The 14,745-nt window shown below is 35.2% G+C and carries 12 protein-coding genes and 1 pseudogene; all 13 read right to left on the bottom strand.

Annotated elements, in window-relative coordinates; genetic code table 11:
- Positions 1-25 precede the first annotated feature (25 nt).
- Positions 26-1,417 (bottom strand): asparagine--tRNA ligase, encoded by a 1,392-nt coding sequence (gene asnS / locus Q5O73_RS07145; RefSeq protein WP_021952266.1) that lies wholly within the window; start codon positions 1,415-1,417, stop codon positions 26-28.
- 75 nt (positions 1,418-1,492) lie between these two features.
- The gene (locus Q5O73_RS07140; RefSeq protein WP_302669351.1) at positions 1,493-2,338 is read right to left on the bottom strand and encodes a hypothetical protein; all 846 of its coding nucleotides are present in this window, start codon (positions 2,336-2,338) and stop codon (positions 1,493-1,495) included.
- The gene (locus Q5O73_RS07135; protein ID WP_302669350.1) at positions 2,328-3,764 is read right to left on the bottom strand and encodes a HAMP domain-containing sensor histidine kinase; all 1,437 of its coding nucleotides are present in this window, start codon (positions 3,762-3,764) and stop codon (positions 2,328-2,330) included. The genes Q5O73_RS07140 and Q5O73_RS07135 overlap by 11 nt, the downstream gene beginning before the upstream one ends.
- Before the next feature lie 2 nt (positions 3,765-3,766).
- Positions 3,767-4,420, bottom strand: coding sequence for a response regulator transcription factor (locus Q5O73_RS07130; RefSeq protein WP_021952263.1), 654 nt, complete (start codon positions 4,418-4,420; stop codon positions 3,767-3,769).
- A gap of 146 nt (positions 4,421-4,566) precedes the next feature.
- Positions 4,567-7,818 carry a glycoside hydrolase family 66 protein gene (locus tag Q5O73_RS07125; RefSeq protein WP_118589398.1) on the bottom strand — a complete coding sequence of 1,084 codons (3,252 nt, stop codon included), beginning with the start codon at positions 7,816-7,818 and terminating at the stop codon, positions 4,567-4,569.
- Between the two features lie 290 nt (positions 7,819-8,108).
- Positions 8,109-9,770 (bottom strand): sodium:alanine symporter family protein, encoded by a 1,662-nt coding sequence (locus Q5O73_RS07120; protein ID WP_021952261.1) that lies wholly within the window; start codon positions 9,768-9,770, stop codon positions 8,109-8,111.
- Between the two features lie 167 nt (positions 9,771-9,937).
- Complete coding sequence (locus tag Q5O73_RS07115) at positions 9,938-10,366, bottom strand: hypothetical protein (protein ID WP_021952260.1); 429 nt, start codon at positions 10,364-10,366, stop codon at positions 9,938-9,940.
- Between the two features lie 15 nt (positions 10,367-10,381).
- Positions 10,382-11,314: a thiamine pyrophosphate-dependent enzyme gene (locus Q5O73_RS07110; RefSeq protein WP_302669349.1), complete on the bottom strand. Its 933-nt coding sequence runs from the start codon at positions 11,312-11,314 to the stop codon at positions 10,382-10,384.
- Entirely contained in the window at positions 11,314-12,507 is a 1,194-nt protein-coding gene (porA, locus tag Q5O73_RS07105; RefSeq protein ID WP_118589399.1) for a pyruvate ferredoxin oxidoreductase, read from the bottom strand. The genes Q5O73_RS07110 and porA overlap by 1 nt, the downstream gene beginning before the upstream one ends.
- A gap of 1 nt (position 12,508) precedes the next feature.
- On the bottom strand, positions 12,509-12,811 hold the full coding sequence (locus tag Q5O73_RS07100; protein ID WP_021952257.1) for a 4Fe-4S binding protein: 303 nt from the start codon (positions 12,809-12,811) through the stop codon (positions 12,509-12,511).
- On the bottom strand, positions 12,812-13,384 hold the full coding sequence (locus Q5O73_RS07095; protein ID WP_021952256.1) for a 2-oxoacid:acceptor oxidoreductase family protein: 573 nt from the start codon (positions 13,382-13,384) through the stop codon (positions 12,812-12,814).
- Between the two features lie 132 nt (positions 13,385-13,516).
- Positions 13,517-14,230: a queuosine precursor transporter gene (locus Q5O73_RS07090; protein ID WP_302669348.1), complete on the bottom strand. Its 714-nt coding sequence runs from the start codon at positions 14,228-14,230 to the stop codon at positions 13,517-13,519.
- A gap of 78 nt (positions 14,231-14,308) precedes the next feature.
- Positions 14,309-14,745: pseudogene (locus Q5O73_RS07085) on the bottom strand (radical SAM protein); the annotation flags it as partial.

Raw genomic sequence — 14,745 nt, 5'->3', positions numbered from 1 at the left:
ATTTATCTTATGCCAAAAATTTTCTCTATAGTTCACAATTATTAACCGTTCTTGGGAAGGGAATTACATCTCTTATATTGCCCATTCCCGTAAGATACATAATCATTCTCTCAAATCCCAATCCAAAGCCGGCATGTCTTGCAGTACCGTATTTTCTTAAGTCAAGATAAAATTCATAGTCCTTTTCATTAAGTCCTAACTCCTTCATTCTTTTCCTTAATACGTCTTCTTTTTCCTCACGCTGGCTTCCACCGATTATTTCTCCGATTCCCGGCACCAGACAGTCCATAGCTGCCACGGTTTTTCCGTCATCATTTAACTTCATGTAAAATGCCTTTATTTCCTTTGGATAATCCGTTACAAACACCGGTCTTTTAAATATCTTTTCCGTAAGATAACGCTCATGCTCCGTTTGAAGGTCACATCCCCATTCTACCTTATACTCAAATTCATCATTATGCTGTTTTAAAATATCTATGGCCTCCGTATATGTTACTCTGCCAAAATCTGAATTTACCACATGATTTAATCTGTCTAAAAGTCCCTTATCAACAAAGCTGTTAAAGAAATCCATTTCCTCCGGTGCATTTTCTAACACATATTTTATTATGAATTTTATCATAGCCTCTGCTAATTCCATATCATCTTCTAAATCTGCAAAAGCTATTTCCGGCTCAATCATCCAAAACTCTGCTGCATGTCTTGTAGTGTTAGAATTTTCTGCCCTAAATGTTGGTCCAAAGGTATAAATCTTTTTAAATGCCATAGCATATGTTTCCCCATTAAGCTGTCCTGATACTGTAAGATTAGTTGGCTTTGAAAAAAAGTCTTTTGAGTAATCCGTATTCCCCTCTTCATCCTTTGGAACATTATTTAAATTCAGAGTAGTAACCTGAAACATTTCCCCTGCCCCTTCGCAGTCGCTTCCTGTAATAAGGGGAGTATGAACATATACAAATCCCTGTTCCTGAAAGAATTTGTGAATGGCATAGGCACAAAGGGAGCGCACTCTGAAAACTGCCTGAAATGTATTTGTTCTTGGTCTTAAATGTGATATTGTTCTAAGATATTCAAAACTATGTCTTTTCTTTTGCAGAGGATAATCACCGGTACTTTCCCCCTCGATTATTACCTCCTCTGCCTGAATTTCAAAAGGCTGTTTTGCATTAGGTGTGGCAACTAATTTTCCCTTTATAATAAGTGCCGCTCCAATATTTGTTTTTGATATTTCTGAGAAATTATTAAGTTTATCACTGTAAACCACCTGTATGGGTTTAAAGAATGTACCATCATTTACTGTTATAAATCCGAAGGTTTTAGAATCCCTTATACTTCTTACCCATCCGCATGTTTCAACTTCTTTGTCAATATATTTTTCTGTATTATCATACAATTCCTTTATTTCAACAGGTTTCATAAATGCCTCCAACATACTTTTATGTTTGAATTTCAAACACTCATTATGATAGTATATCGTCTTTTTTACCCATTATCAACTAATGGTTCCTGATTTCACATCAGTTTTTATATCGTTTTTCTGAAAATTGTTATTATAATATGTAAACTCCTCAAACTCACTTATTCCTATATTTACTGATGTTCCGTCAATTCCCGAATGAATCTGCCACAACACATCATTTATCAGATTCACCCCTATTCCCTCATCTGTTTCCACATTTTGCATTTTTGACTTTTTTTCTATGCCATAATAATCTGCAAGAGAATCTATTATTTTAGACTGTATAATAGCTAATGACAAATTGTCTTTTCCTTCATAAACCTGTACTGCCATTTTTTCAAATATCTCAATATCTTTACAGGTTACAAGATATATTTTCATGGTATCACTATCCACATATATTTGTAATGGGTTTTTAAGTCCAGTTTCTTTATTGTATACAACAACATCACAAACATAATAAGATATTCCCATATCGTATATTGTGTATAATTGAATATCATCAAAGTATAGCTGTCCATCAAAAAGCAAATCATTATATTTTTCCCCAAACAATTTCTTTTCAATCTGAAGCCATTTCTTATATTCATTGTTAATACTTTTTTCAACACTTTTAAGTTTCTTATTTTCCGAATTAAATATTACATTTATAACCTGGGCATTTGACTTACCACTTAAAACATCCCCTAATATTTCAAGCTTTTCCTCAGTAGACTTAGTTTCTCCTGTAGTCACCTCATAAGCCGTTTCATCATTGTAGCTTATTTTTCCTACATTACTTTTATTTGTCACTTCATTTAAAATTATCGGCAAAATCATGGCTAATGCAATTATAACCACGATTCCCATAATCGCTAATATCGTTTTTTTAATTTTCATAGCCTTCTCCTGCTAACTGTTTATTATCCATAGGTAGTATCACATATACATTTGTGCCTACCCCCGGTTTACTGCCTATTTTCCATTTCCCATGGTGTATGGAAACAATCTTCTTGCACAAAGCCATTCCAATGCCTGCGCCTCCCTCTTTTCTTGCTCTTGATTTATCCACCATATAAAATGCCTCTGTTATTTTTCTAAGTTCCTCCGGTTCCATTCCACATCCGTTATCCTGAACGGTTACCATATATTCATTGCCTGATGCCTGTCCCGTAATAAGAATTGCCCCACCTATATCCACAGCCTTTCTGGCATTATCCACTATGTTATTTATCAGTGATATAAGCAATTCTTCATTTCCATATACCTTGCCCTCTTCAGCTTTAATCTTAAACTTTATTCTTTTTTGTATAAGATTAGGTTTTGCCATTTCTCCTACCTGTTTAAGAAGACGCTTCATATTCACCTTTTCAAAGCTGATATTCTGCTTGTCAAGAGATATTAAATCCATCAGTGAAAAGGACAGTTTTTCTAATCTTTTTCCCTGAGAGAAAATATAATTGGAATATTCCTTAATTTCTTTTTCACTTAAATCCATTGAACGAATCATATCTGAATATCCTACAATGGCTGTAAGAGGTGTTTTTAATTCATGAGCAAAACTTGCAGTAAAATCTTCCTGTTTTCTGGCACTGTCCTCTAATTCTTCTATATTCTCTTTTAAAATATCTGCCATACTGTTAAAGTTGTTAATTAAAACTCCAACCTCTCCCGTCTGTTTTCCCTTTGCCCTTGCGCCGTAATCTCCTGATGCCATTTTCTCAGTAATTTTTGATAATTCAACTATAGGTTTTGTTATCCTTTTAGAAATTAAATAAGACAATATTCCTGACACAACAAATGCCATAATTACCATAAGCCTGTATCTGTTATATAATGTATTTCTATCTTCATATATGTACTGTATATTTTTTATGCTGCTTACATAATAAGTTTTTCCGTATACAACTATTTTGTTCATATTTTCAATATAATGTTCATTATCATCTGCAAGCTTTATAACATAAGCACTGTTTTTTTTATTCATTTCCTTAACGGAAATAAAACTTTCTATGGTGCTTCCCCTGTACTTTTCCACTCCCTTGGAATTACATAATTTGATATTGTATCTGTTTTGTCCCAAACTGTTTCGTACAGATTCCGTGGTTTTTATAACATTTTCCTCTAACCTGTTATCATCCTCCACAGATACACTTAAAGACGTTTTAAGCATATTCATAAACATTTTATTTTCGCTTACTTCTCTTTGAATTTCCCTGTTTAATGAATTATTAAAAGACGCATAAAGTAATGCACCTCCAAAAACAAGGTACATTACCGTTACAATGCTTAAAATAGATAAAAATATTTTCCAAAAAATTTTCATGTCTAGCCCTTTAATCTATATCCTACTTTATATACTGATTCTATTTTTTTCTCCCACCCTAACTTTTTCCGCACTCTTTGAATATGAAGGTCAACAGTTCTGCTATCTCCCATATAATCACTTCCCCATACATTTTCATATATAACTTCCCTGTACAAAGCCACGTTTTTATTTCTCACTAATAATACTAATAAATTAAATTCCTTAAGTGTAAGCATAACCTGCTTTCCGTTTTTTTTCACTTCCATAGAAGCTAAGTCAATGGTTACATCCTCTTCCACTATAAGATTTTCCGCCTTCCTATAACGTCTCAATACACTTTCCACTCTTGCAAGCATTTCAACTATTTCAAAGGGTTTGGTTATGTAATCATCTGCCCCTAACTTTAGTCCCTTTACCTTATTATCCGTGCTTCCCATTGCCGTAATGAAAATCACAGGGTAATCCATGGTTTTGGCATATTCTAACAGGTCATATCCATCTATTTCAGGAAGCATTATGTCAAACAGACACAAATCAAATTTTACCGTGTCCATCATTTTCGCAGCATCCCTTCCATTGTATGCACAGGTGCAGGAATAACCAGCCTTTACTAAATTTACCTTTATAAGATTTGCAATTATTTCATCATCTTCTGCTATTAAAATTTCAATCATTTTTATCCCTCAAAAAATACAAATTATCTGTTACCTTTATATTTTGTAACTTCTTTGTATCACAAATGTATCATACCATATTGCCAAATATTTACCAATAGAAAAAGAGGCTACCACAATGTGATAACCTCTCTTTAATATAAAATCTATTCCGGTTTTACTAATGAATTACCAATGTTAAAATCTATCTTTGTATACGCCGGATTTACTGCACTTATTATTGTGTCATATAAATAATCATGAGCAGCCTTATTTTTCATTTTATTATTTCTGTAAAGATTTTCAGCTAAATCATATACTGAGAAATTTAATGCATCACTGTAAATAACTGTTCCATCATTTAACTTTGCATATGCTCTCTCGCATATCTTGACATTGAAAAACTCTGCGTTCTTTACAAACTCCATAGTCATGACATATTTTGTAGATGAATCAGCAGAAGATAATATTCCATTTTCTGTTGCCTTGCTTTCCTTTACATATGCATTGGTACTTCCAACTTCTAAATCATCTTCACTTACATAATCTGCCAATCCGTATATCATTCCCACTTCTGCCACTTCACTGTCAGGATCATCTAATGTATATACTGTTCTGTATCCTTCCACAGTTGTGCTTATCTGTAAACCGTCAATTTTAACATCTGCGCTATAATTTCTTTCATAGTCAGCTTTTTCATATGTACCAGGCTCTGCCAGATAAATATAATCTAACCATATCCAGCAACTGTCTAATGCATCCTGAACCTTTATTACATCTCCCGGCTTAACAGGAATACTTCCAATACCCTGTACACTTGGAACAAATCCCCAATAGTCATTGGTCTTTGTATAGTTCATCTTATAGCATCTGTTATTTACCCAAATATTAACCTGACCTGATGTTCCACTGGAATAGCTTAATACAAGATCGTATGTACCTTTTTCCACGCCTTCCGGAACAACCATGCTTACACTTCCCTGATTAAGTCCAATGTTATTTACATATTTTCCTTCAGAAGCATTTTCCTCAGATACCACCTGTGGCTTATCATTTCCGCCCACATCCTTAAGTGTTCCGTCTTCTGCTTCCATTCTGTAAATAATGCCTTCCGGATACTCATATGTCTTTGTATATTCAGCTTCATCAGTTTTAACTAATTTAACAATAATCTTGTCAACCCATCCGTAACCGCTTCCATCATCAGGATTATCTGAAATCGTTATTTTCTCTCCTCCTGATAAGGAAATAGTAGAGGATAATTTGTCAGTAGTCATCTGGTTCATACCAAATCCGTTGCCGTTTCTTACTATGTAAGCTGCATCATTGTCTCCCACTGCCACACCAATTTTGGTACGGTTACCACAAGAAACAACACTTACTTCGTATTTGCCCTTTACAATGTTTTCAGGCATTGTAAATGAGAATGATTCTCCCGGCTGTAAATCTGCCTGACCTTCTGCTAATTTTTCTTTATAATAATCTTCACCTTCAAATGTGTATGATTTTTCAAGGTTTGTTCTCTCATTTAACTGTGTTGGTTCATCTGATGACATATATAACATATCCCAGTATTCAAGAGATGGAACTGCAAACTCAATATACTTTCCATCACTATCCTCACCCTTTGTAAATGCCACACTTTCAGTCATTCCACCATTTTTATCCGGAGATGCAAGATAAAGTGAATTTACTTCATCTGAATAGTAATATTTAACCTTTAAATTTTCTACCTTTGTAGGTGTTGCTTTAGTTCTGTCTTCATCTCTCCATTTATTATCTGTTCCCAGAAGATTTATTAAATGGAGCATCTGATATCCGTTTCCTTTTTTTGTATAAGTCCAAATCTTGTCTGATTCGCCCTCTGTACTTGTAGCATAATCTGATATGGAAACCTTATTATCTGTTGCTGTCTGTCCGTCACGTAAAATATTTTCATAAGCAACAGCAAAATCATAAATATTTCTCATTCTGCTGCTTAAGTCGTTTGTCATTGTTACTCCATCATGTGGATAATATTCCTCATGAAGAATGTTATTTCCATTTCCTAATTCAACTCTGTTACCACCTGCTGCAAAAACAGCTGCATTTACCAGCATAACAGCCGGTGTGTTCATATGACCGTCTGTAGCATTTCTGTTGATGTATGACTTAACTGCCAAAGACTTTCCGTTGCTGTCTTTCATGGAGTTTTCCACTTCAGTTACAAGAGAGTTATATGTATCATATGTATTTCCGTTTCTGTCTGTATCCCATGGCCAGAATTCTGTGTAAAGAGCATCTACTGCACTTGTATTTGCCTGAATAATTCCCTTTGCGCCTACCGGGTTAAATGAAATACACTTATCTCCTAATGCCGCTTTTGCTGCATCTAAAAATTCTTTATATGTATCTGCTATTACATATATCGGCTGTCCGTCATCTGTATAGCCAAGAGGCTGTCCGTCGGCAGTTACCATGTCCCCCCAGTCTCCTACAGTATCTCCATGCCATCCGTCAAAGTCAAAATATTCAAAAACTTTCTTATATTCATTAAATATGTAATTTTGCCAATCCTTATTAAGAGGATTCATAAAATAGAGAGTTCCGTTACCTGTAGGTGAATCTCCCATCTTGTAACAGAAAGCTCCTGTTCCTCTATTATTGTCATCTTTAAAAAATACCTGCCAGTTTTTGTGTTCATTGTTATCACCGGCAACAAAATCATCTGTTCCTGCATATATCATATCATATGCCATACATGCCATATTCTTTGATTTAGAACTCTTAATATAATTTTTAATGGTATTAACATATATGTTACGTCCTGCCCAGTCCTGATATACTCCTGAATCAAGCTGTTCCTTAGGTGCTAACGGCTGGTGATGTAAATGATGCCAGTCATAGTATTCTATTACGTTGATATGATATTTACTTAACTGTTCAACTTTTCCATATGTTTTTGCATTTTCACTGAAATCACAAAGGTATCCGTATCTTGGGAACTTTCTCCAGTCTGAAGAAACGTCTACGCCTACACTTTCTTCATCTATAACAGTTCCGTTTTCGTCCTTTGCTACAATTTCCAGCATATATCCCTGAAAATCATTATCCGGTGCTGTCCATTTAAGAATTCTTGTGCTTTTTGCCTTCGCCTCAATATTGCAATCAGTCACAATTTTATCTCCAACTTTTTTATTTAAATGCATAGCCTGCAATTCCAGACTTTTGATTTTGCTTTCAGATTTGTTATTTACATTAACTGTAATCTTAACGGTATCTCCGGGATCATACATAGCCTTATCTGTGTATGTATCATAAAATACAGATATTGCCTCCCCTGATGTGGCTGCGTCTACCCTTGTAGTGTTTTCATAAATCCCCACTTGCAATGTCATGGCTATTGCCATTACAAAAGCAATTATTCTTCTCAATTTCATTTTATTTACCTGTTGATATTATAAATATCCCTTTCAAATTATTTATCTTTATATTTACCTTCTACCCTCCTTCCAGTTAAACGTTAAACTACTTATACAATAAATATTAACATTGTAATTTTACAATGTCAATTTGTTTGATATAGGAAAATATCACAATATTTTACGGCTTTTTTATGCACTTTATATACTGAAACGTTATTATTAAAAAGGGTATTAAAACAGTAACTTTAACTTTGTAATTTCACTATTTTAATACCCTTTTTTGTCTATAAAAAGTATATGTCGCACTATTTATTTTTTCTTTTTGCCTTGTCAACCTCAGGCTGGAATCTTTCCACCTCTTTAGCTATTACCCCACTTAATGCAAGGAGGCATATAAGGTTTGGAATTGCCATTAATGCATTAGCTATATCTGAGAAATTCCATACCACATCCAAAGCCGTGGTTGCGCCCACAAATACCACCAGTGAGAACACTATTCTGTACACCATGTTAAATTTGTGAGTATTGAAAATATATTCAAAAGCCTTTTCACCATGATATTCCCAACCAAGTATGGTGGAAAATGCAAATAAAACTATTCCTATGGTTACTAAATATCCTCCTAATTTTCCAAGAACAGATGAAAATGCTGCAATGGTAAGAGCTGCTCCCTTTACCACTTCCTTATATTCATATTTACCACCCTCAAATATGTACTCATTGCCTGCTGCGTCGTTCCATGTTCCATCTATAACCGAAGGCTGCTTATCCTTCTCTGAATATGTAAGCTCTATGGTATTTTCTTTGTTATTATCATCAACATATTTTAATATTAAATTTGAATTTTTAAGTTCATATGCATAATTAACATTTGCATCCTTTTTGTCGTTATCATGAGCTACCACTGCAATGTTATTTGACTCCACATCATATGTTCCCTTAATAGTGGTATCTGTCATACCAAGCACTCCTGATGAAGCTATGCAAAGTCCTGTTATGGTACATACTACAATGGTATCCCAAAATGTACCTGTCATGTTAATATATCCCTGACGTACAGGATCATCTGTGGTGGCTGCTGCTGCTGTTATGGCTGCTGAACCCATTCCTGCCTCATTTGAGAAAACTCCACGGGCAACACCGTAACGCATGGCATTCATCATTGCCGCTGTTATAGCTCCGCAAAGTCCACCTCCCACTGCATTAAAGCTAAATGCCATTTTAAATATCATGGCAACCCCTGCCGGAACATTTTGTATATTTAATATAATAACAATCAATCCTGCTATTACATAGAAAATAGCCATAAAAGGCACAACAACTGATGACACCTTTGAAATTGTCTTGATTCCTCCTACAATAATTACAAGAGCAAGAATTGTAAGAATAACACCTACTATGGTAGTTGATACTCCAAAGGTGTCATGTACTGACTCCGCAATGGAGTTAGCCTGTGTCATGTTACCGATACCAAAGGATGCTATTACTGCAAACACTGCAAAAAGCATTCCCAGAAATGCTCCTAGTTTTTTGTTTTTAAAGCCCTTTTTCATTGTGTACATAGGACCACCGGACATTTCGCCTTTTTCGTTGACTTCACGATATTTTATGGCAAGCATACATTCACTAAATTTTGATGTTAATCCAAAGCAGGCTGATATCCACATCCATACCAATGCTCCGGGACCACCTGCCACCATAGCCGTAGCCACTCCTACTATGTTTCCTGTTCCAATGGTTGCCGCCAAGGCTGTAGTAAGTGCTGAAAATGGTGATACATCACCTTCTCCCCTACTTGTAGTTCTTGCTTCCTTACTTAATGTGCTTTTCAATGCATACCCTAAATTTCTCCAAGGTCTGAACTTTAATCTTACTGTAAGAAATACTCCTGTTCCAACCAGCAATATTAACATCACCGGTCCCCACACAAAATCGTCAATAGCTGAAATTATTTCTGCAAAACTCATATATTTTTTCTCCCTTTTTTGAAATAAAAAAATAAAAGGAGGTAGTCAAAATAGAACTACCTCCTTTGGTAACATATTATGTATCATAGTTTAATGTGAAAATATTGTCAAGGTATTCCATGAAATATCTTAATATATAAGCCTTTTAGAATATTTTTTCCAATAAACTATCTGACATTTAAATTCTTTAAGTATTCTTCAATAACTGCTTTTCCCTTTTTGGATTTAAAATTAACTACCACAATCACTATAGCAAGTAAAACAGTTACCACCAGACACAAAATTATGTTATCCGTCTGCTTTTGCATTGCCGAAGCAACAAATCTCGCAACAATAAGAATAGCTGCAAAAAATACCAGTCCATACAAATAAAATCCATAGGTGAATTTTCCTGATATAATGCATTTGTCACTTTTATCCGCCAGTTTTCCTTTAAAGGTCACGGGAATCGCATCTTCCCCATTATTAAACTTTCCCTGCTCTAAGGTGATGCTTATCTTATCATTTTCTAAACCAACTTTAAGATTTTTCTTTTCAGCCTTACTTTTCATCACGTTAATCAGTGATTTTTTGTCTCTGTTATATTCAAATTCCATATTGCTATCCTTTAATTATCTGCTGCATTTAAACAGTAAATCTTCCCATCTTCTGTCAACCTCCTTCTGATACTTTTCTATCAGATGTTCATTTTCAGGTTTAAAAAGATGCTTAAATCTTCCCTGAGTTTTCAAAAACTCTTCAATTGGAAGTCTGTTCTTTGGCTCATAGTTAAGTATCCATTTACCCTCAACTACTTCAAACAAAGGCCAGTAATTAGTTTCAACAGCTTTTTTGCAAATATCCATTATTTCATCTGTCTTGTACTTCCATCCTGTAGGACATGGTGAACATACATTTAAAAATGCAGGGCCTTCAGTATAAATGGCTCTTTCTGCCTTTGTATGTAAATCCTTAAATCCGTTAAAGAATGTGGTCTGTGCCACATATGGAATGTCATGGGCTGCTAAAATTGCTGCCAAATCCTTTCTATACTGCTCTTTTCCGTTGCATTTACTTCCTACAGGAGTTGTAGTTGTATCTGCATACATAGGCGTGGCAGATGAACGCTGGGTTCCTGTATTCATATAAGCACCGTTGTCATAACATACATATGTATAGTTAGTTCCACGTTCCATTGCTCCTGATAATGACTGAATACCTATATCGTATGTTCCACCATCACCGCCAAAGCAGATAAACTTGTAATCTTCCTTGAGTTTTCCTTTTCTTTTTAATGCCTTGTATGCCCCTTCAACACCACTCATGGTAGAGCTTGCATTTTCAAAAGCATTATGTATATAGCTGTCTTCCCATGCCACGTATGGGTACTGGAAAGATGAAACATTTAAGCACCCTGTTGCACATCCTATAACAGCTTTATCTCCTTCGTGAAGTCCACGAAGAACATTTCTTGCACAAATTGTGGCTCCACAACCTGCACACATTCTATGACCGGGAGCAAAACGTTCCGGTTTATTCATTGTTTCCTTAAAATTGTAACCCATTATTTTGCCTCCTTATCACGTAATCCCATATATCTGTATGTAGGACCTGTCTCACCTGTTTTTGCTATATCCTTTAATGTTTCATAAACATTTATCATATCTTCCACTCTTACATCACGCCCACCAATACCATACATAATATCAATGGCAAGAGCATCACATTTTCCCGTGTACATAGCCTGCATTGTTTCAGCACCTAAAGGACCACCGTTTGTAGAAAATGCCTCGCTTCTGTCCATAACAGCTACTGCCTTGCATTTCTTTAATGATGCTGCAATTTCTTCTCCCGGAAACGGTCTGAAAGAACGAACCTTTATAAGTCCTACCTTATCACCATTAGCTCTCATTCTGTCTATTGCATCTTTAGTAGTTCCAGCTGCTGAACCGATGATAACCACTGCATATTCAGCATCTTGCATCTTGTATTCTTCAATCAATCCGTACTTACGTCCTGATATTTTTTCAAATTTTTTTGCAACATCTAAAATAACCTTCTTAGCATTTTCCATTGCGTGAGCCTGTGCTTTTCTTGATTCCATATAGTAATCGGATACAGCATAAGGTCCCACAGCAAAAGTTTCATCCGGATTTAAAAGATAGTCTACCGGCTGTCTTTCTCCCACAAATTCTTTTACCGTAAGGTCATCTAAAAGCTGCATGTTCATAACTGCGTGACTGGTTATAAAACCATCCTGACATATCATAATAGGAAGCATAACATCCGGGTGTTCTGCTATATTATATGCCATAACCATGTTATCATAAGCCTCCTGATTATCCTCGGCATATAACTGTATCCATCCTGAATCTCTTGCACCCATGGTGTCTGAATGGTCACAGTTAATATTAAGAGGTCCTGTAAGAGCTCTTGCCACTGCCGCTAATGCTATAGGCATTCTGCTGGAAGCCGCAACACCTAATACCTCCCACATAAATGCAAGTCCTGCTGAAGATGTAGCAGTAACGGCTCTTGCTCCGGCAGCTGCCGCTCCTAATGCCGCACTCATGGAACTGTGTTCTGATTCTACAGTGATAAATTCCGTATCTACTAATCCGTTAGATACATAATTTGAAAAATACTGTGGTATTTCCGTTGACGGTGTAATAGGAAACATTGGAAATACATCCGGATTAATTTGTCTGAGGGCTGTAGCTACAGCCTCGTTTCCTGACATTAAAACTCTCTTTGGCATCCTATTTCACCTCCATCTTAATTGCATTAAAAGGGCATGCCTTTACACAAATGCCACATCCCTTGCAGTGATCGTAATCTATAGCCTGTCTTTTATAATCTTTTACAGGAATTGCACTGTCAGGGCAAACCGGCACGCATAAAAGACACTGCTTACATTTTTCTTCATCAACTACAGGAGCTACGTTAGTCCAGTCACCTGTTACAAATTCTCTTGTAGTTCCACATCCCACAATTGTATTTCCTCTTGTTACATCCTGCCATGCAACATCCTGAGCTAATTTGGTAATATCTGTCTTAGCCATCTACTTAACCTCCCTTAACGCAATTCTTAATGCTTCCATATTTCCCTTTACCACTTCCGGCTTTTTAGCAAATTTATGCCTAAATGAGCCTTCCATTTCGTTAAGGAATGTTTCGTCATCAATAACACCTGTTACTTTAACTATTGCAGCAAGCATAGGTGTGTTTGGGAAGTTTTTGCCAAGAGTATCCATTGCAATCTGTCTTGCATCAATTGTATATACTTTTCCTTTGTATCCTCTTAAATGTGGGATGATTTCTTCCTTACTCTTTGCCGTATTAATAATAATAGCACCATCTTCTCTAAGTCCGGCTGTTACATCCACTATTTCAATAAGTGTTTCATCAACAACTACTACAAACTGCGGATCATAAATATTAGAATGAACCCTGATAGGTTTATCACTTATTCTGTCATATGCAGTAATAGGTGCTCCCATTCTTTCCGGGCCATACTCAGGAAAACCCTGGGCATTCTTTCCTGTTTTAAAAGCCACTTCTGCCAAAAGAAGCGCTGCTGTTTTAGCACCCTGACCTCCACGTCCGTGCCATCTGATTTCAAGAGTATTCTCCATTTTTTAATTCCTTCTCTTTTTTATAGTTTTCTCAAATACTTATGTAACTTATTTCGTTTAATTCTTTAGTGTGTTAAAGTTACGTTAAATTTTATTATATACAAATGCCTTTAGAATTGCAATAGTGAAGATTTACTGTATTGTGGCTTTTAAATCATCTTTTTCCTTAATTTTTCTTGCTAAATAAACAAATGGAGTATCTGCTAAACTGGTTACAATAAATATAATATAGCTTGATATTACAATGCTCCAAAGGGTCTTTATGCTATAAATTCCCCAAAATGAAGCGAAAGTAAATAATAAATCATTTAAAAACTGGGATACCATGGTGGAACCGTTATTTCTAAGCCATAAAAAATCTCTTTTGCTGTTGGAGCGTTTTTCTGTAAAACTCCATATTTTATGGTATGCCCACACATCAAATTCCTGAACTATTGCATATACTAACATACTGGCAATCATAATTCTTGGAGTATTTGAAAAAATAGTTTTCATTGATCCCATCATTATGTCCGTAGAAGATGGTGTGTATAAAAGCCACCACTGGGAAAAAATAATAAACGTAACAGATGTTGCTATTCCTATATGTACAGCTTTTCTTGACTCTTTTTTACCATATAATTCACTTATGATATCCGTAACAAGAAACGTTGATGCAAACAAAACATTTCCCAAAGTCATTTCCATTCCAAAGGCAACAATAACAATTAAAACTTCTATGTTAGCAGCAATTGTAGCTAACACCGTAAAGCAGTAAAGTCCCTGCTTTCCAAAAAGTTTAAAGAAAGCAATAACACTTCCATAAATAATAAATATTGATAATACTAATAAAACTTCATTTGACATAATACTTATCCTCCTGTTTTTTGTCTTTTACAGCTATTGCATCAATTTCTTTGCATAGCCGGCATATGTCTTTTTATTCTATTTGTTTTCTCCCACACCAAAATCCATATTATTAAGAAGGATATCCACTCTTTCATTGTCTATGTATTTTGGATATACCTCTTTAATAAATTCATTAATTACTTTTTTGTCCGGTTTTATAGGCATGGCATTTTCCACCATAATGTTTACACACACTCTTTTAAAATACTTAAGCCCCATTTCAATGTCCCGTATCATTGAATCTGCATTTTGTCCCTTTATTCCCTGCAAAAGATTTATCTCGTCAAAATATTTAGCAATAACCTCAGGATTCTTTTCTTCAATTCCTTTTACCAGCACTTCCTCACGTAATTTGTAATCAAAGGTTTCTAATCCTAATTTTATAAGTACGGTAATTCCAAGATGTGAAAAATCCTTTTTAAACTTTTCAATGTCATCTTTATGCATATAATGGCATTCAAAATGCACCTCAT

The organism is Eubacterium sp. AF15-50 (assembly GCF_934835595.1).
In the GTDB taxonomy this organism is placed as follows: domain Bacteria; phylum Bacillota; class Clostridia; order Lachnospirales; family Lachnospiraceae; genus Eubacterium_G; species Eubacterium_G segne.
The sequence above is the reverse complement of the archived record's forward strand: the minus strand, read 5'-3'. Positions and strand labels throughout refer to the sequence as shown.

What these genes read in the sequence shown, in the direction of transcription:
- asnS (WP_021952266.1), bottom strand. Translation starts at nt 1,417, where the DNA reads ATGAAACCTGTTGAAATAAAGGAATTGTATGATAATACAGAAAAATAT.
- Q5O73_RS07140 (WP_302669351.1), bottom strand. Translation starts at nt 2,338, where the DNA reads ATGAAAATTAAAAAAACGATATTAGCGATTATGGGAATCGTGGTTATA.
- Q5O73_RS07135 (WP_302669350.1), bottom strand. Translation starts at nt 3,764, where the DNA reads ATGAAAATTTTTTGGAAAATATTTTTATCTATTTTAAGCATTGTAACG.
- Q5O73_RS07130 (WP_021952263.1), bottom strand. Translation starts at nt 4,420, where the DNA reads ATGATTGAAATTTTAATAGCAGAAGATGATGAAATAATTGCAAATCTT.
- Q5O73_RS07125 (WP_118589398.1), bottom strand. Translation starts at nt 7,818, where the DNA reads ATGAAATTGAGAAGAATAATTGCTTTTGTAATGGCAATAGCCATGACA.
- Q5O73_RS07120 (WP_021952261.1), bottom strand. Translation starts at nt 9,770, where the DNA reads ATGAGTTTTGCAGAAATAATTTCAGCTATTGACGATTTTGTGTGGGGA.
- Q5O73_RS07115 (WP_021952260.1), bottom strand. Translation starts at nt 10,366, where the DNA reads ATGGAATTTGAATATAACAGAGACAAAAAATCACTGATTAACGTGATG.
- Q5O73_RS07110 (WP_302669349.1), bottom strand. Translation starts at nt 11,314, where the DNA reads ATGGGTTACAATTTTAAGGAAACAATGAATAAACCGGAACGTTTTGCT.
- porA (WP_118589399.1), bottom strand. Translation starts at nt 12,507, where the DNA reads ATGCCAAAGAGAGTTTTAATGTCAGGAAACGAGGCTGTAGCTACAGCC.
- Q5O73_RS07100 (WP_021952257.1), bottom strand. Translation starts at nt 12,811, where the DNA reads ATGGCTAAGACAGATATTACCAAATTAGCTCAGGATGTTGCATGGCAG.
- Q5O73_RS07095 (WP_021952256.1), bottom strand. Translation starts at nt 13,384, where the DNA reads ATGGAGAATACTCTTGAAATCAGATGGCACGGACGTGGAGGTCAGGGT.
- Q5O73_RS07090 (WP_302669348.1), bottom strand. Translation starts at nt 14,230, where the DNA reads ATGTCAAATGAAGTTTTATTAGTATTATCAATATTTATTATTTATGGA.